Annotated in this window: 14 protein-coding genes; 8 read left to right on the top strand and 6 right to left on the bottom strand. The window is 65.8% G+C overall.

The genetic code is table 11. From position 1 onward, the window contains the following. Window positions 1-237: 237 nt before the first annotated feature. Window positions 238-858 carry an AmmeMemoRadiSam system protein A gene (gene amrA / locus ABC977_RS06985; protein ID WP_369666531.1) on the bottom strand — a complete coding sequence of 207 codons (621 nt, stop codon included), beginning with the start codon at window positions 856-858 and terminating at the stop codon, window positions 238-240. Beyond that, window positions 845-1,630 (bottom strand): AmmeMemoRadiSam system protein B, encoded by a 786-nt coding sequence (gene amrB / locus ABC977_RS06980; RefSeq protein ID WP_369666530.1) that lies wholly within the window; start codon window positions 1,628-1,630, stop codon window positions 845-847. Before amrB ends, amrA begins: the two co-directional genes overlap by 14 nt. A 168-nt stretch (window positions 1,631-1,798) precedes the next feature. Between amrB and amrS the strand changes: the two genes are divergently transcribed. From amrS to ABC977_RS06965, 3 genes are all read left to right on the top strand, one after another. Then, window positions 1,799-2,896, top strand: coding sequence for an AmmeMemoRadiSam system radical SAM enzyme (gene amrS / locus ABC977_RS06975; RefSeq protein ID WP_369666529.1), 1,098 nt, complete (start codon window positions 1,799-1,801; stop codon window positions 2,894-2,896). A gap of 122 nt (window positions 2,897-3,018) precedes the next feature. Then, entirely contained in the window at window positions 3,019-3,324 is a 306-nt protein-coding gene (locus ABC977_RS06970; RefSeq protein WP_369666528.1) for an FmdB family zinc ribbon protein, read from the top strand. A 167-nt stretch (window positions 3,325-3,491) separates the two neighbouring features. Continuing rightward, window positions 3,492-4,856 carry a saccharopine dehydrogenase family protein gene (locus ABC977_RS06965; protein WP_369666527.1) on the top strand — a complete coding sequence of 455 codons (1,365 nt, stop codon included), beginning with the start codon at window positions 3,492-3,494 and terminating at the stop codon, window positions 4,854-4,856. A gap of 159 nt (window positions 4,857-5,015) precedes the next feature. Here the strand turns inward: ABC977_RS06965 and ABC977_RS06960 are convergent, their stop codons facing one another. From ABC977_RS06960 to ABC977_RS06945, 4 genes are all read right to left on the bottom strand, one after another. After that, on the bottom strand, window positions 5,016-8,399 hold the full coding sequence (locus ABC977_RS06960) for a transglutaminase family protein (RefSeq protein ID WP_369666526.1): 3,384 nt from the start codon (window positions 8,397-8,399) through the stop codon (window positions 5,016-5,018). Window positions 8,400-8,556: 157 nt separating this feature from the next. Then, a complete protein-coding gene (locus ABC977_RS06955; RefSeq protein WP_369666525.1) occupies window positions 8,557-10,017 on the bottom strand; it encodes a dihydrolipoyl dehydrogenase in 1,461 nt (486 codons plus the stop codon). A gap of 322 nt (window positions 10,018-10,339) precedes the next feature. Continuing rightward, entirely contained in the window at window positions 10,340-10,696 is a 357-nt protein-coding gene (locus tag ABC977_RS06950; protein ID WP_369666524.1) for a ribulose bisphosphate carboxylase small subunit, read from the bottom strand. A gap of 128 nt (window positions 10,697-10,824) precedes the next feature. Then, window positions 10,825-12,243 (bottom strand): form I ribulose bisphosphate carboxylase large subunit, encoded by a 1,419-nt coding sequence (locus ABC977_RS06945; protein ID WP_369666523.1) that lies wholly within the window; start codon window positions 12,241-12,243, stop codon window positions 10,825-10,827. A 394-nt stretch (window positions 12,244-12,637) separates the two neighbouring features. Here ABC977_RS06945 and ABC977_RS06940 point away from each other — a divergent pair, with 394 nt between their 5' ends. The 5 genes from ABC977_RS06940 to ABC977_RS06920 all read left to right on the top strand — a co-directional run bounded on the left by ABC977_RS06940 (window position 12,638) and on the right by ABC977_RS06920 (window position 16,362). Beyond that, window positions 12,638-13,579, top strand: a complete 942-nt coding sequence (locus ABC977_RS06940) for a LysR family transcriptional regulator (protein ID WP_369666522.1) — start codon at window positions 12,638-12,640, stop codon at window positions 13,577-13,579. A 320-nt stretch (window positions 13,580-13,899) separates the two neighbouring features. Beyond that, window positions 13,900-14,178 carry a type II toxin-antitoxin system RelE/ParE family toxin gene (locus ABC977_RS06935; RefSeq protein WP_369666592.1) on the top strand — a complete coding sequence of 93 codons (279 nt, stop codon included), beginning with the start codon at window positions 13,900-13,902 and terminating at the stop codon, window positions 14,176-14,178. Window positions 14,179-14,189: 11 nt separating this feature from the next. Next, complete coding sequence (locus tag ABC977_RS06930; protein WP_439849171.1) at window positions 14,190-14,492, top strand: HigA family addiction module antitoxin; 303 nt, start codon at window positions 14,190-14,192, stop codon at window positions 14,490-14,492. 188 nt (window positions 14,493-14,680) lie between these two features. Beyond that, window positions 14,681-15,325: a DUF1007 family protein gene (locus tag ABC977_RS06925; RefSeq protein ID WP_369666521.1), complete on the top strand. Its 645-nt coding sequence runs from the start codon at window positions 14,681-14,683 to the stop codon at window positions 15,323-15,325. Then, window positions 15,313-16,362: a nickel/cobalt transporter gene (locus ABC977_RS06920; RefSeq protein WP_369666520.1), complete on the top strand. Its 1,050-nt coding sequence runs from the start codon at window positions 15,313-15,315 to the stop codon at window positions 16,360-16,362. The genes ABC977_RS06925 and ABC977_RS06920 overlap by 13 nt, the downstream gene beginning before the upstream one ends. Window positions 16,363-16,465 lie beyond the last annotated feature (103 nt).

Genomic DNA, 16,465 nt, shown 5'->3' with positions numbered 1-16,465 from the left:
TGCGGCTTCAGCCGCAACACCATTCGCCCTGGCAGCCAGGGCCTTCGTGCGGCTGAAGCCGCACCTACACTTCCATACCGGCCTCAATAGGCGGCGGCGGTCGCGCTTCGTGCGGCTGAAGCCGCACCTACACCCAATCCGTTGGGATTCGATCGATAGCCGCGTAAGCCTGATGCGTTATCGTGCGGACGGTGCCTGATTCGAACATCGATCAGCCGGCTTTCGCGGCCTCATCGGTCAGGGCCGGGCACTGACCGGTCGAGCGAAGGATTCGGTCGTGTAGCGCGAGACGGTCAGCTGTTCGGACCAGTATCCCGGTGGCAGACCCGCCTTCCGGATCAGATGTTCGAGGAATTGCTCCCGGTCGTTCAGTTGCTCCCAGACGGACGGAAGAAAGGTGCCCTGGCGGTTTCCTGCTTCGAGGATCAGCCCGTCGATACCGGGGCGGATCTGCGCTAAGAGCTCGCGACGCGAACCGAAGGTCATCGGCTGCGGCGGACTGAGGACCGAGACCTGGACCTCGAGCCATGCGAACTCGGCCTCGGCGAGCGGCGGAAATCGCGGATCCTCGAATGCTGCGGCGTAGGCATTGCGTGCCACATCGCGCCCCAGCGGCCGCGTCGCGCGCAAGCTGCCGATACAGCCACGGAGTCGGCCATCGCTCGTCAGCGTGACGAAGCTCGCGCGATGCGCACGCAAGCTGTCCGGGTGATCGTCGAGCGCAGGTTCCCAGCGGTCGCGTTGCCGTAAGCCACGTTCCATCGCGCGTATCGCGAGGTCGAGCAGCAAGGCCCGTTCCGTCGGGTCATACGAACCGTCCGGGTCGTCCCAGTGGTCGCGCTGGTCAATGGAAGACATAGGCACCATACCCGACGACCCGATCGCGTGGCCCGGCCGTGTCGCCGGAATTGCGCAGGTCGAGCGTCCGAGCGATGAGGCCGCGCCGCCGCGCGAGTTCCAAGAGCCCGCCGATCGCCCGACAGCCGCAGGCCTGCTCAGGGCCGATTTCGTCCGGCTGCAGCTGCTCGATGGCCTTGGTCGTCTTGGCATCCACCCGCCGAGCCGTGGCGTAATCCAGGTAGTGACTGAGATCCGAGCTGACGACGATCAGGGTCTCCGGCCCCCCGAGGAGTCGCTCGAGGACGTCGGCGACCTGCCCGCGGGGCGCCTCGCCGACGACGAAGGGGACGAGTTCGAAGTCGGCGAGCACCTGTTGCAGGAACGGCAGCTGGACCTCGAGGCTGTGTTCGTGGGCGTGGGCCTCGTCCATCGCGACGACACCGGGCCAGGTCAGGGCTTGATCGATCGTCGCTCGATCGAGGCGCACCGAGCCCAGCGGTGTATCGAAACGCTCCGCCCGACTCGTCGCCAGTCCATGCACCAGGACTCGATGGGCCGGTCCGAGCAGGACCACTCGGGTCACGATCGACCGAAGCGGTGCCAGGGTCGCGTAAGCCGACGCCGCGATCGGACCCGAATAGGGGTAGCCGGCATGGGGCACGATCAAGGCCTTCGGCGGCGGGACGGCGACCGACGCCTCGGCCAGGTAGTCCCGGATCGTCCGCGTCAAGGCGTCGGGCTGGCCTGGATAGAAATGGCCGGCGACGGCCGGTGAGCGAACCTTCAACATGGGCAGACCTCCTGGGTGTGGGGAGCGCAACCGCCGGGTGCCGATGAACCATCGTCACGTAGCCCTCATCCAGCATACGGATCGGCGCTTTGGTCGTCGATATGGCTTCGACCGTTGTCCAAGTCTTTGCGTTCAAAACAGTGCCCGTCGTGCGGGCGGGGGTGACGGATGAAAGACTCAGCGCAGAAGACCGTCGTGCCGACGCGCTATTGGCACCGGCTCGCGGATGGCCGGGTCCAGTGCGACCTATGTCCGCGGGCCTGTCGAATCCAGGAGGGCCAACGCGGCCTGTGTTTCGTTCGCGCTTGCGAGCAAGGGGAAATCGTGCTGACGACCTATGGTCGCTCGTCGGGTTTCTGCATCGACCCGATCGAGAAGAAGCCGCTGAATCATTTCCTCCCGGGCACCCCGATCCTGTCCTTCGGAACCGCGGGGTGCAATCTGACCTGTCGGTTCTGTCAGAACTGGGATATGAGCAAGTCGCGCGCGATGGATACGCTGGCCGATGAGGCCGATCCGGACACCCTGGCTCGGGCCGCGGCCTTTTTCGGGTGCCGCAGCGTCGCCTACACCTACAATGATCCGATCATCTTCCACGAGTATGCGATCGATGTCGCGCAAGCCTGTCACGCACGCGGGATCCGCTCGGTGGCCGTCACGGCCGGGTATGTCCTGGCGGAGCCGCGGGTCGAGTTCTTCGCCGCCATGGATGCCGCGAACGTCGATCTGAAAGGCTTCTCCGATGCCTTTTACCGGCGTCAGTGCGGCGCGCATCTGCAGCCGGTCCTCGAGACGCTCGAATACCTGGTCCGCGAGACGCGGGTCTGGCTCGAACTGACGACGCTGCTGATACCGGGGGAGAACGACTCGACGCACGAACTGGAGGCTATGACCCAGTGGGTCGTCGAACACTTGGGGCCTGCGGTTCCGATGCACTTCACGGCCTTTCATCCCGATTACAAGCTCACCGATCGGCCATCCACGCCGCGAGCCACGCTGTCGCGCGCACGAGCCATCGCCAGGAAGAACGGTGTCCGTTACGCCTACACCGGCAACGTCGAAGACCGAGATGGTGCGGCCACCGAATGTCATCGCTGCGGCCTCTTGCTCATCGCTCGGGATGGCTATCGGATCACCGAATGGCATCTGTCGGCGACGGGTTCCTGTCCTCGCTGTGGCGCGGTCTGCGCCGGCCTGTTCGAGGACCAACCCGGCTCCTGGGGCAGCCGCCGCCAGCCGGTGCGTCTGCGCGACCTGGTCGTCTGATCCGTCTTCTCGCTTCAGGGCGATCGGGACATCGAGAAGCCGCGACGATCCATCTTGAAAAAGCCGATGGCGCGCGCATAATTGCGCGCCGTTGAACCCGTTTTGCGAATGAGGAATCGTCGATGCCTTTCTACGAATACCAGTGCGAGGCCTGTGGTCACGAACTCGAGGTCATGCAGAAGATCAAGGATGCGCCGTTGGTCGATTGTCCGCAGTGTCAGCAGCCGACGTTGAGACGGCGCATCTCGCCCGTCGGCTTTCGCCTGAAGGGCGGGGGTTGGTACGAAACGGATTTCAAGAGCGGCAAGAAGAAGAACCTCCACGAAGGAGGTGACAAGAAGGAGCCGGCTGCCAGCGAAAAGACCGACGGCGGCAAAAAGGAAGCCGCACCGAAGAAGGCCGATGCCCCGGCGCCGGCTAGCTCCTAGCCGCCCTTCGACCTGGGGATGCTCATGGAGAGGCCGCGCGTGCCGCCTTGCCGGGATCCTGTCTCGGCCTTACCATGACGCGGCCCACCCGCTGGGGCGCGGGCCGGATGTCTTCGTGTACTTGAGATCGATCACGGTCGGGGCTTGATCTCCCGGAAGAGGCGGCGATGGCTGAGAGCGAGGTGACCGATGCTCGACCCAAGGGCGTTCAGGACCCGATCAAGATCGTTTTTTTCGGTCTCGGTGCCGTTGGTTCGAACCTGCTGATCTGTCTCTCGGAATTGGCCGAACGCGACGGCGTCCCGGTCCGCTTCGTCGTCTATGCGATCGATCCGGATGCCGCGCGTGATGCGTTGTTTCACGCCGAGCGCCTGTTCGATCGCATCGAGTTCATCGGCTTGCCCGATTTCTCGCCGGTCTTCGCCCTGGCGGTCCCGCACGATGCGCACCTGGCAGATGCCGCGCTCCTGATCAACGCCGCGCTGCCGGCGTTCAACATTCCGTTGATCGAGCTCGCGTTGCGCATCGGTGCGCACTCCGTCGATCTCGCGTCGGATATGTACGACGAGAAGACCGAGCAGACTCTGACCTTCGCCCAGTACGACTACGACCGGGCGCTGCGCAAGCGTGGAACGGCGGCGCTGATCAATCTGGGCATCTCCCCGGGCGTGACCAATTTCCTGATCGGACGGCGCCTGCATGAGCTGCTCGCGGCCGGCCGCAAGGACCTCGAGATCGAGCGGATCGATCTCTACCTGCTCGAAGACATCGAATCCGATTCGATCGTCTTTTCCTGGTCGCCGGTCGTGGCCCTCGAGGAACTGGCGCAGCAGCCGCGGATCCTGACGAAGGGTCGGATCCAGGTGCTCGAACCCTTCAGCGCTGCGCGCTATTACGCCTTTCCGCACGAGCCGCGGCCCACGCGCCAGTATCCGCTCTACCAAGAAGAACTGCTCTCGCTGCGGCGGTCCTTTCCGGAGGTCGACACGATCGGGGTCTACACCGGTGGTTCCGAGGTCGAACTGGTCAAGGCCCTGTTCCAGCTCAACCTGCTGTCGAAGCGCACGCTGCCGAACCAGCCGGAGCTGACCGTGGAGGCGATGGTGCGGGCGATCCTGCCCGGCATGAACAAACCGCGACGTATCGAGGAGTACCTGCGTTCCGGTGTGATCCGGCGCGCCCATTTCGCCGCGGCCGCCGAGATCCGCATCTCCGAGATCGTGCGCAACGACCGCCAGACCGTCATCGAGACGGTCGGGTTCAGCTATCACCGCTACCAGGACCTGCTCGGCACGCCCTACGCGGGCGCGACCTACATCTCGTATCCGACCGGCGTCGGTGCGGCGATTCTGGCCTGGCACGCGCTCGAATTCGCCCGCGCCACCCCGGGTCGGCTCGCCGGCGTCGTGACGGGCGAGGATCTCGCCCGAATCCTGCCTCGCCCGCGCGCCGACGCCGTTCGCCGCGACCTGGTCGCCTGGGACATCGACTTGTACGACAGCGTCCGGGACGCGACCCAGATCGACACCTGAGGTCGGGGCACGAACGCCACGGGCTGGCCTGTGGCGGCGCCGGCGGATATGCGCGATCTCCGAACGACCGGATCGGCTCGCCGTTGCGGGCGAGTGGATCGCGCCAGGCCGCACCGGCCGCCGGGTGCGGAACCTGGTGCGGCGGTCGTCAGCGCGGTATCACAGCTTGTGTTGGTAACGCAGGTCTAGCGTGTAGGGGTGTTCGCCGGCCGGTTCCTCGGGTGGCGGGTCGATCGGTCCCGGCGTGTGGCCCATGCGGCGGAAGCGGGCGATCCGGCGCCCCTCGGCCTCGTAGGCGTTGACCGGGAAGGTGTCGTAGCTGCGCCCGCCGGGGTGAGCGACGTAGTAGGTGCAGCCGCCGAGGCTCTGGCGGTTCCAGGTGTCGACGATATCGAAGATCAGCGGATTGTGGGCCGGGATCGTCGGGTGCAGCCCAGAGGGCGGGCTCCAGGCCTTGAAGCGGATGCCGGCGACGAATTCCCCCTGGCGTCCGGTCGGGCGCAGCGGCAGGCGCCGGCCGTTGCACGCGACGACGTGGCGGTCACCGACCATGCCGCTGACCTTGACCTGCATCCGCTCGACCGACGAGTCGACATAGCGTGCCGTGCCCTGGGCCGTGACCTCCTCGCCGAGGACGTGCCAGGGTTCGATCGCGGCGCGCAGCTCCATCGCGAGGCCGTTCGCGGTGACCAGGTCGCCATAGTGGGGGAAGCGAAACTCGAAGAAAGGCTCGAACCAGGCCAGTTCAAACGGGTAGCCGGCGCGGTTCAAGTCATCGAGCACATCCTGGAAATCCTGGCGCACGAAATGCGGCAGCAGGAAACGGTCGTGCAGCTCGGTCCCCCAGCGCACCGGACGCCGCCTGTAGGGCTCGCGCCAGAAGCGCGCGACCAGCGTGCGCAGCAAGAGCATCTGGGCCAGGCTCATCCGCGGGTGCGGCGGCATCTCGAAGGCGCGAAACTCGACGAGACCCTGGCGGCCGCTCGCGGTGTCCGGCGAGTAGAGCTTGTCGATGCAGAACTCGGTGCGGTGGGTGTTGCCGGTGACGTCGACCAACAGGTTGCGCAGCAGCCGGTCGACGATCCAGGGTTGCGGCACCTCGCCGGTAGGCATCTGCTGAAAGGCGATCTCGAGCTCGTAGAGGCTGTCGTCGCGCGCCTCGTCGACGCGTGGGGCCTGGCTGGTCGGGCCGATGAAAAGGCCAGAGAACAGATACGACAGGCTCGGGTGGTGTTGCCAGTACGTCAGCAGGCTCTGCACCAGATCGGGCCGGCGCAGCAGCGGACTGTCGGCCGGCGTTGGCCCGCCGAGCGTCACGTGGTTTCCGCCCCCGGTGCCGGTGTGGCGGCCATCGAGCAGGAACTTCTCGGTGCCGAGGCGGGCCAGCCGTGCCTCTTCGTAAAGGGTCTCGGTATCGCGCGCGAGCTGATCCCAACTGTGGGCGGGATGCACATTGACCTCGATGACGCCGGGATCCGGCGTCACCGCGAGTTTCAGTAGCCGAGGGTCGCGCGGCGGCTCGTAGCCCTCGATGATCACCGGCAGTGCCAGGGTTTCGGCCGTCACCTCGACCGCCGCGATCAGTTCGAGCCACTGTTCGAGGTGCGACAGGGGCGGCAGAAAGACATACAGCCGGCCGTCGCGCGGCTCGACGCACAGCGCCGTGCGCACGCGCGGGTCATCCGGCTGCGCGTCCTGCTCGCTGATCGGTTGCGGCGGTCCGTCGAGCGGGGCGACGCGCTCGTAGTGCCGGGCCAGGGCGTCCGGGTGCGCTCCCTGCTCGCGGAGTGCTTGCGGCGAGGCGTGTGCGTTCGGGCGATGGCCGAGGCGGCGCGCGATCTCGTCGATGTGCAGCAGCTCGTGCCGCGGCTCGAACGGGTTGCGCTCGATGTCCGGTTCGAGGTCCTGTTCCGGCACCTGCGGTAGCGCATCGAGCGGCAGGCGCAGCCCTAGCGGTGAGTCGCCGGGCAGCAGGAACAGATGGCCGTCGCGGAAGGTCCAGCGTCCGGTTTGCCAGCGGCCGTTCGGATGCAGGCCCTTCCAGCGCAGCGGCAGCACGTAGCCGGCGACCTGGTCGAGCCCGCGCTGGAAGAGCCGGGCCAGCCGTGCGCGTTCGAGCGGATCCTCGAGGCGGCTGTCGAGCGGGTCGACATTGACCGGTAGGCGCGATTCGCGCCACAGATAGTAGAAGACGTCTTCGTAGGCCGGAGCCGCATAGCCTGGATCGAGACCGAGGTGGGTCGCCAGTTGCCGGATGAAGCGCTCGGCCTGTTCCGGTCCGTGACCGTAATCGGCGTGTTCCTGCCCCTGCCAGTCGGGATTGCGCCAGACCGGCTGCCCGTCCTGGCGCCAGAAGCACGCGAGCGACCAGCGCGGCAGCGGCTCGCCCGGATACCATTTGCCCTGGCCCAGATGGCGCAGGCCGCCGTGCGCGAAACGCCGCTGCAGCCGTTGCAGCAGGTCCTCGGCCAGCCGTTTCTTGTTCGGCCCCATGGCCGCGATGTTCCATTCGGCCCCATCCATGTCGTCGATCGAGACGAAGGTCGGTTCGCCACCCATCGTCAGCCGCACGTCATGCGCTTCGAGCTCGGCATCGACCTGGTGACCGAGGGCCTCGATCGCGCGCCATTGTTCGGCGGTGTAGGGGCGCGTGACGCGTGGATCCTCGTGGATGCGCTGGACGCGGTTATGGAAATAGAACTCGACCTCGCAGGGGTCGGTGGCCCCGGTGATCGGCGCCGCACTGATCGGGTCCGGTGTGCAGGCGAGCGGAATATGGCCCTCGCCGGCGAACAGGCCGGACGTCGGGTCGAGGCCGATCCAGCCGGCGCCTGGCACATAGACCTCGGCCCAGGCGTGCAGGTCCGTGAAGTCGCGCTCCGGGCCGCTCGGGCCATCGAGTGACTTGACGTCCGCCGTCAGTTGGACCAGGTATCCGGAGACGAACCGGGCGGCAAGGCCCAGATGCCGCAGGATCTGCACCAGCAGCCAACCCGAATCCCGGCACGACCCCTGACGGCGCGCGAGGGTCTCGTCGGCCGATTGGACCCCGGGCTCCATGCGGATGACGTAGCCGACATCCTGCTGCACACGCTGGTTCAGCGCGACCAGGAAGTCGACCGTGCCCGGCTCGGCGATGTCGAGTTCGGCGAGCCAAGCCATCAGCCGCGGGCCTCGGTCCTTGATCTCCAGGTACGGGGTCAATTCCTTTGCGAGTTGTGGTTCGTAAACGAACGGGTAGCGTTGTGCCGACTCCTCGAGGAAGAAGTCGAACGGGTTGATCGTGATCATCTCGGCGATCACGTCGACCTCGATCGTGAGCCGCCGCGCGCGTTCCGGAAAGACCAGCCGCGCGAGGTAATTGCCGAATGGGTCCTGTTGCCAGTTCAGAAAATGATCGCGTGGCTCGATGCGCAGCGAGTAGGAAAGGATCGGCGTGCGGCAATGGGCCGCCGGTCGCAGCCGGATCACGTGGGGGGCAAGACCGATCGGACGATCGAATCGGTACTCGGTCTTGTGATTGATGGCAACCTGTATCGACATGGACGGCCTGCTGCGCGTGGGGGCTCGGATGATTTCGGATGGCGCGGCCGGGATGCCGGAGCCAACGTCTGGCGCCGGCACGCGCCGTCCGGCATTGTCGACCGATGGACTCTCGCTGGCAACGGCCGGACGGCGGTCCCCGCCCGCGTGTGGCCCGTCAAATCGCTGGGCGGGCGGCCCTGGTCGCTGCCGGCACACCCTGGCCGGACCGGCGCTTCCAGCCCCGGAAGAGCCGATGCAGCCAGCGACTGCGCGCGAGCTCGGCTTGCAGTTCGATCAGCGCCTCTTGCAAGGCCTCCTCGATGACCGGGTGGTAGAAGGGCATCTTCGAGGCCGTTTCGACCGTCAGACCGGATTCGATGCCCCACGCCAGCAGGTGCGCGAGATGCTCGCAGCGCGGCCCGATCATCGCGGCGCCGAGCAGCCGGCCGTCGCGTCGGTCCGCATAGACGCGCAGCAGGCCGCGGTTCTGGCCCATGATCAGGGTGCGACCGACCGGACCGAAGCGCCGCTCGGCGACGGCCAGATGCCGCTCGTCCAGTTGGTTCCAGCTGGCACCGACACAGGCGATGTTTGGATCGCTGAACACGATCCACATCGGTGTGCCTGGCTGGTAACGGCGCAGCCGACGATGGGTCGCGTTATATCCGGCGATGCGGCCTTGCGCGCTGGCCCGCTGCAGGGTGGCGAGACCACCGGTGGCATCGCCGGCCACGAAGACCCGATGACGGCCGACCTTGAGCGTCTCGGGATCGAAGCGAGGCGCACCCCTCGATGTTATCGGCACACCAAGCCGTTCGAGGCCGAGGCGCTCGAGATTCGGGCGCCGCCCAAGGGACACGAATAACCGTTCGACCTCGACCTCGCGTTGGCCGGCGCGTACGCGCAGACCCTCACAACAGGGCTCGACCTCTGGCTCATCGCCGAACCAGAGCGGAAATTCGCGGCCGAGGATCTCGATCGCCGCTCGGTTAATCGCGGGATCGGCCAGCCGAGATGCCCGCTGGCCATGGTCGATGCCGGTGACCGACACCCCCATCCGGCGCAGGGCCTGGCCGATTTCGATGCCGACCGGTCCGAGTCCGATGACGGCGACCGACCGCGGCAAGGTCTCTTGATCGAAGAGGGTGTCGACGGTCAGGATGCGGTCGCCAAACGCCTCCTGCCAGTGGTTGGGCACTACGGAGCGTGCGCCTGTCGCGATGACAACCGCTTTGGCGACGATCTCGTCGTCGCCGACTCTGATCCGCCGCGGACCGATGAATTCGGCGTAGCCGTCGATCAGGTGCTCGGGGTCCATCTCGTCGGTGGTGTTGGCGAGCACCAGGTCGACGAAGGTATCGCGCAGGTCACGGATATGCTCGAGCGCCTTGGAGGGGTCTAGCGCCAAGGTGTCCCCGCCGGCGATGCCGTAACGATCGAGACGATCCCGGGCCTTGAAACTGTCGGCGAGATGGATTGCCACCTTCGACGGCATGCAGCCGATACGGGCGCACGTCGTGCCCAGCGGGCCGCCATTGATCAGAACCCAATCGTCGGTAGCCTGGCGAATCTCCTTGACAGCGTTGAGTCCAGCATGCCCCGCGCCGATCACAGCGACCTCGACCGATCTTTTCATGGTTCGGATCCTCGTAAGAGATGGCCAGCACGCTTGCACCCAAGGCGCGGCACAAAGCCGATCCTTCTAGTCGGAATTGTAGTGAGTGGTGACCGATCTGCTATGAGAAATCGATGAGCGGGGATGTCAGAAATATCTGACAATCGCGATGGGTTCTCGGGTATGGCCGTCGCCCGGACCGACGAGGGAGGATTGGCAGCCGTGCGGCGCGATGGCGCCGACCGGGTCGTGGGAAGATCTCGATGTGGCCGGGCGGCCGCGGGCGATGGCTCACCCGCGGCCTCCCGGTTCCGATGACTCAGTCAGTCGGTGCAGGTTCTCGTCATACCGGCTTGCCGCGGAAGACGACCATCTCGGCGCCCTTCGATTGGGCGTAGTTGTCATAGCCGACGAGCCGCACATGATTGTTCGGATGCGCCTTGTGGCAGGATTCGGCCTCGGCGAGGATCCGGTCGACGTCGGTCTCGCCGAACATCGGCAGCTTCCACATGTACCAATAATGGTCGAAGGCGTTCTCCGGCTCGGTGTGTTCGATGGCCGGGTTCCAGCCCTTGCTGACGATGTATTCGACCTGCTTGCGGATGCGCGCGGCATCCATCGCCGGCAGGTAGGAGAAGGTCTCGAACTTGCGGCTGTTCGGATCCTCGAGGCTGGATTGGTAGTCCTGCATCTCGCTCATGTGTCATTACTCCGGTTTCGGTGGGTTCGGTTGCGCGCGCCCAGGACTGATTGCGTTCGCCTGTGGCGCCCGGCGTCGTCGTGCGTTGGGCCGCGCGTCGTGCGACGACGGCCTGGCCAGTTGGGGGCCTACTTGTGCGCCACGTCGAGCTTGTCGACGACGTCGAACTCGAACTTGATCTCTTTCCAGGTCTCCATCGCGGCCTTCAGTTCGGGGCTGTCCTTGGCGGCGTTGGTCAGCACCTCCTTGCCTTCCTTCTCGATCGCGACGCCCTGGTTGCGGGCCTCGACGCAGGCCTCGAGCGCGACACGGTTGGCCGCGGCGCCGGCCGCGTTGCCCCACGGGTGGCCAAGCGTGCCGCCACCGAATTGGAACACGGCGTCATCGCCGAAGATGGCCAAGAGTGCCGGCATGTGCCAGACGTGGATACCGCCCGAGGCGACGGCGAAGGCGCCGGGCATCGCGCCCCAGTCCTGATCGAAGAAGATGCCGCGCGAGCGGTCTTCCTTGATGTAGGATTCGCGCAACAGGTCGATCCAGCCGAGTGTCGATTCGCGATCGCCCTCGAGCTTGCCGACGACCGTGCCGGTATGCAGATGGTCGCCGCCGGACAGGCGCAGGACCTTGGTCAGCACGCGGAAGTGGATGCCGTGGTTCGGGTTGCGATCGAGCACCGCATGCATCGCGCGGTGGATGTGCAGCAGCACGCCGTTGTCGCGGCACCACTGGGCGAGGCCCGTGTTCGCGCAAAAGCCGCCGGTGATGTAGTCGTGCATGATGATCGGGGCGCCGATCTCCTTGGCGTATTCGGCGCGCTTGAACATCTCGTCCGGGGTCGGGGCGGTGACGTTCAGATAGTGACCCTTGCGCTCGCCGGTCTCGCGCTCGGCCTTGTCGATCGCGTCCATGACGAAGTCGAAGCGTTGGCGCCAGCGCATGAAGGGCTGGGAGTTGACGTTCTCGTCGTCCTTCGTGAAGTCGAGACCGCCGCGTAGGCACTCGTAGACGGCGCGGCCGTAGTTCTTCGCCGACAGACCCAGTTTCGGCTTGATCGTGCAGCCGAGCAGCGGACGGCCGTACTTGTTCATGACGTCGCGCTCGACCTGGATGCCGTGCGGCGGGCCGTTGCAGGTCATGACGTAAGCGATCGGGAAGCGCACGTCCTCGAGACGCAGCGCGCGCACCGCCTTGAAGCCGAAGACGTTACCGACCAGCGACGTGAAGACGTTGACGACCGAGCCTTCTTCGAACAGGTCGATCGGGTAGGCAATGAAGGCATAGAAGGCGTCGTCGTTGCCCGGGACATCTTCGATCGCGTAGGCGCGGCCCTTGTAGTGGTCGAGGTCGGTCAGCAGATCGGTCCAAACCGTGGTCCAGGTCCCGGTCGAGGACTCAGCGGCAACGGCGGCGGCGGCTTCCTCGCGCGGCACGCCCGGCTGCGGCGTGATCTTGAAGCAGGCGAGCAGGTCGGTATCGAGCGGGGTGTATTCCGGCATCCAGTAGGTTTCGCGGTACTCTTTGACGCCCGCGCTGTAGGTCTTAGCCATGGCCAATGTCCTCTGTTCCTGTAGGGTGATGAAGGGCTGGTGCCAGGCGGTGGCGACACCCCGCCTTTCGTTTGGTTATGCGCCGCATCGCCCGTTCGCTGAATCGGGCCGAGCCGACATCGGGTGGCTCGGGCGTTGGGTTACACCCAGCGGATTGGTCGCTGCGTAACCTCGGTGCATTATAGGCGGCCAAGCTATAATTTCTATTCAGTATTTCTAATCAAGGCGATAAGCAATCACTTATGCCAGTCATGGTAATACCCCAGATTCCGCTGATGCCGGTCCGTTGCCTGATCCACAGGACGCTCGGTCGGGGCGGGCGCCGCTTGGGGCTCGGGCATCGCAGCGGCCAATCGCTCGGGTACGGCACGTCAGCCGGCTGGGACCCTCAGCGATGAACCTCTCATTGCGGCAGTTGCGGATCTTCGAGACCGTGGCGCGGCGGCTCAGCTACACGCGCGCGGCCGAGGAGCTCCACCTGAGTCAACCAGCCGTCTCGATGCAGGTGCGGCAGCTCGAAGAGGAGGTCGGGATGCCGCTGTTCGAGCGCCTCGGCAGGACGGTCGCGCTGACCGAGGCCGGTCACGAGCTGTATCACTACAGTCGCAGCATCAACCAGTCGCTGAAGGACCTCGAGGAGGTCATCGCTGCGGTCAAGGGGCTGGATCACGGGCGGCTGTCTGTGGCGGTGGCGAGCACGGTCAAGTATTTCGCGCCGCGACTGCTGGCGCTGTTTCAGCGTCGCTACCCCGGCATCGCGTTGGAACTCGATATCACGAACCGGGAGCAGCTGGTTCGGCTACTCGAGGCCAACAACGTCGACCTAGTCTTGATGGGCCAGCCGCCGGACGGGGTCGACCTGGAATCCGAAGTCTTCCTCGACAACCCGCTCGTGGTCGTTGCCCCGCCGGACCACCCGCTCGCCAGGCTCGACCGCGTCCCGTCGGTGGCGCTCGCCGATCAGGTCTTTCTGATGCGCGAGCCTGGGTCCGGGACGCGCAAGGCCCTGGAACGCTATTTCGAAGAACAGGGCCTGGCCTTAAGGGCCGGCATGCAGATGACGCGCAACGAGGCGATCAAGCAAGCGGTGCGCTCCGGGTTGGGTCTGAGCGTGGTCTCGGCGCACACGATTGAACTCGAATTGGAGACGAAGCGGCTGGTCGTGCTCGATGTCGAGGGCTTTCCGCTGTCGCGCCACTGGTACCTGGTTTACCGGCGTGGCAAACGCCTCTCGCCGGCGGCCCGGGCCTTTCGCGATCTGGTCCTGTCCGAGGCGCGATCGCTGGCCGACCTGGCCGGGGTGACCGTACTCGAGCGCTATCGGGCGAGCCCGTAGGCCTTGTTCAGGTCCCTTCTAGGGCGACCCTTCGTGGCGGTGCCGCTGCGCGGAAATACGGGACGTACCACGAATATGCAGGCGGCGGCTAGTTGGTCCCGCGACTCCTGTTTTCCGATCTTTGAGCCCCGCTGCGGTCAAGCCCCCTGGGCTTCGCGACTCCCAAGGACGGTTGGGTTTCCGATCCCCGATCCTCAGGCCCAAAAGCCCGTCAGGCTCGCCCACCCCACGACGAGATCCAGGGATTGCCCCCGGTTTCGACAGCGATACATCGACTTATGCGTTTGACTCATTACGCCAGGCGTAATATCGTCGGCGGCATGATCCGCTCGTTCCGGTGCAAAGAAACCGAGAGGCTCTTTGGTGGCCGTTGCCCGGCGCGGTTTCGCGCCTTTCAGGCCGTCGCCGAGCGAAAACTGGCGCAGCTCGACAACGCGTCCACCCTGGACTTTCTGCGCAGCCCCCCCGGCAACCGGTTGGAGGCCCTGAGCCGGGACCGAACGGGCAGCTACAGCATTCGGATCAACGCTCAATGGCGGCTCTGCTTCGTCTGGCGCGAGGGCGACGCCTACGATGTGGAGATCGTTGACTACCACTGAGAGGTTAACCCATGAAACCCTTCAACGGCATGCGCCCGGTCCATCCCGGTGAGATCCTGAGGGAGGACTTCCTGGCGCCGCTCGGCATGAGCGTCAATGCACTCGCCCAAGCACTGCGTGTGCCGGCGACACGCCTACACGAGATCGTGAAGGAACGGCGCGCGGTGACGCCGGATACCGCCTTGCGCCTTGCGCGCTACTTCGGCGGTGACGCGCAATCCTGGCTGAACCTCCAGACAAGTTACGACCTGAAAATCGCCGAGCGCGATCTCGGAGCAACCATCGAGCGGGATGTGCGCCCACGCGCGGCCTGAGCGTCGGCCCGGGAAATCGGCGAGGAATCGGTTAGGACAGCCCCGCCCTGACCGTTGTGGCATCTGGTCTTGACAGAGATCAAGCGAGTGGGCCAAGCCGGCGGCCATGGCGCCGTCGGGTTGAACCAATGGTTCCGCACCGGATCATGTCGTTGGAGTTCTTCCGAAACAATTCGAGTCTTTCGTGCATGCGACACTTGCTCTGCCGCGGCTTGACCAGCGGCCTGATCCTGGTGCTGTCGGCCGTCTGTCATGCGCACCCGCATTCGTGGATCGATCTGCGCGTGGCCTTGGCTACCGACGACCGGGGGCGGATCACCGCGCTGCACCAATCCTGGCTGATGGATCCGATCTACAGTGTGCTGTTGATCGAGGACATGGCGCCCGAGGCGCGCGGCGAGTCCCTCGACGAGAAGCTTGATTGGATCGCCCGGACGATCCTGGGCAATCTGACCGAATACCGTTACTTCACCGAGATCGAGGCGGAAGGGCGCGCGATCGCCGCCTTTCAGGCGTTCGATCCGCGCCTGGAACGAGTCGGTGGGCGCCTCGATTTTCGTTTCGAGCTGAGGCTCGACGAGCCGCTCGATGCACGGGCGAATAAGATCCGTTATACCGTGTACGACCCGACCTATTTCATCGAGATCCTGCATGCCGAGCAGGATGCGCTGCGTTTCGTCGATGGCGCGGAGGGTTGCGAGTCGCGACGGATACCGCCGCGGCCCGATCCGGCGATCGTCGCACGTGCGGCCGCGATGGCCGTCGATCAGCGCGCCGATCCGACCTTGGGTCGGTATTTTGCCGAATGGATGGAGGTCCGGTGTCCGCACTGAACCGGTTTCTTCTGCTCGGGCTGTTGTTCCTATCCTGGCCCCTGTCCGGCGACGCGTCGCTGCTATCCGGTGCGGCCCGGGAGACGTCCGAGACCGACTGGCCGCAGGTTGTGGAAACCGAGCCCGCGACGCCGTGGGACAGGGCGGTGGCCTGGACGCTGGCGCAGCAGCGGGCGTTGCATCGGCAGTTGGCCGAGGGTCTGCAAGACCTGCGGGAGACTCCGTCGCTGTGGAGTGCCGCGGCCCTGGTGCTCGTGAGTTTTCTCTACGGGATCTTCCATGCGGTCGGTCCAGGGCACGGCAAGGCGGTCATCACGACCTACCTGCTGACCCAACGCGTCCCGGTTCGTCGCGGTGTCGCCTTGTCATTCGCGGCGGCATTGCTGCAAGGACTGAGCGCGATTCTCATCGTCTCGGTCGTCCTGTTCCTTGCTGGGCGTGCGACCCGCGAGGCCCTGAGCCAGGCGTCGCTGTTGGAGCAATTCAGCTTCACGTTGGTGATCCTGCTCGGTGCCTGGCTGACGTTCCGAGCACTGCGCGCCATCGCGGCGTCCAGGGGCCAACCTGGGCAGCCAATGCCTGGCCGCCGGTCGGATCCGTCGGTCTGCGAACGCGCGGGCGCGGGTGGCCCCGAACGCAAGGCCTCCTCGTCGGATATCGCCTCGGCCAAGTGGAACGCCGCGAACGCGGGGGCTGTGCCGGTCGTCGGCGTGATCGCCGCGGTCGGGGTGCGTCCTTGTACCGGAGCCATCTTGGTGTTGGTAGTCGCACAACTGATGGGGTTGTGGATCGCCGGTCTGGTCGCCGTCATGGCGATGTCGGTCGGCACGGCCATCACGGTGGCGACCCTCGCGGTCCTCGCGGTTCAGACCCGGCAACTGGCGATGTGGGCTACCGGAGCATCGCGGCCGGGCTGGCAGAGGGCAGGGCAGGTGGTCGCGTTGGCCGGTGGACTCGCGATCATGGCGGTCGGCAGTCTTCTGCTAGTGGGCAGCCTGAATGCCCCGGTCACGCACCCGCTCGGCATTCGATTCTGAGTGGATCGGGATCGCCGCCGGAACCCGCGGTCGGCTCGACCGGCGCACGGCCATCCGTGTGGCTCGTGTCTCCCCGTACCCTACGAAATCGCATTTCACGTTA

It is taken from the genome of Thioalkalicoccus limnaeus (genome assembly GCF_041197575.1).
Lineage (GTDB): Bacteria > Pseudomonadota > Gammaproteobacteria > Chromatiales > Chromatiaceae > Thioalkalicoccus > Thioalkalicoccus limnaeus.
Note: the sequence above shows the minus strand (reverse complement) of the source record. Positions and strands in the feature narration are given on the sequence as shown.

Coding starts and splice junctions, on each gene's coding strand:
- amrA (WP_369666531.1), bottom strand. CDS start 858: ATGTCTTCCATTGACCAGCGCGACCACTGGGACGACCCGGACGGTTCG.
- amrB (WP_369666530.1), bottom strand. CDS start 1,630: ATGTTGAAGGTTCGCTCACCGGCCGTCGCCGGCCATTTCTATCCAGGC.
- amrS (WP_369666529.1), top strand. CDS start 1,799: ATGAAAGACTCAGCGCAGAAGACCGTCGTGCCGACGCGCTATTGGCAC.
- ABC977_RS06970 (WP_369666528.1), top strand. CDS start 3,019: ATGCCTTTCTACGAATACCAGTGCGAGGCCTGTGGTCACGAACTCGAG.
- ABC977_RS06965 (WP_369666527.1), top strand. CDS start 3,492: ATGGCTGAGAGCGAGGTGACCGATGCTCGACCCAAGGGCGTTCAGGAC.
- ABC977_RS06960 (WP_369666526.1), bottom strand. CDS start 8,399: ATGTCGATACAGGTTGCCATCAATCACAAGACCGAGTACCGATTCGAT.
- ABC977_RS06955 (WP_369666525.1), bottom strand. CDS start 10,017: ATGAAAAGATCGGTCGAGGTCGCTGTGATCGGCGCGGGGCATGCTGGA.
- ABC977_RS06950 (WP_369666524.1), bottom strand. CDS start 10,696: ATGAGCGAGATGCAGGACTACCAATCCAGCCTCGAGGATCCGAACAGC.
- ABC977_RS06945 (WP_369666523.1), bottom strand. CDS start 12,243: ATGGCTAAGACCTACAGCGCGGGCGTCAAAGAGTACCGCGAAACCTAC.
- ABC977_RS06940 (WP_369666522.1), top strand. CDS start 12,638: ATGAACCTCTCATTGCGGCAGTTGCGGATCTTCGAGACCGTGGCGCGG.
- ABC977_RS06935 (WP_369666592.1), top strand. CDS start 13,900: ATGATCCGCTCGTTCCGGTGCAAAGAAACCGAGAGGCTCTTTGGTGGC.
- ABC977_RS06930 (WP_439849171.1), top strand. CDS start 14,190: ATGAAACCCTTCAACGGCATGCGCCCGGTCCATCCCGGTGAGATCCTG.
- ABC977_RS06925 (WP_369666521.1), top strand. CDS start 14,681: ATGCGACACTTGCTCTGCCGCGGCTTGACCAGCGGCCTGATCCTGGTG.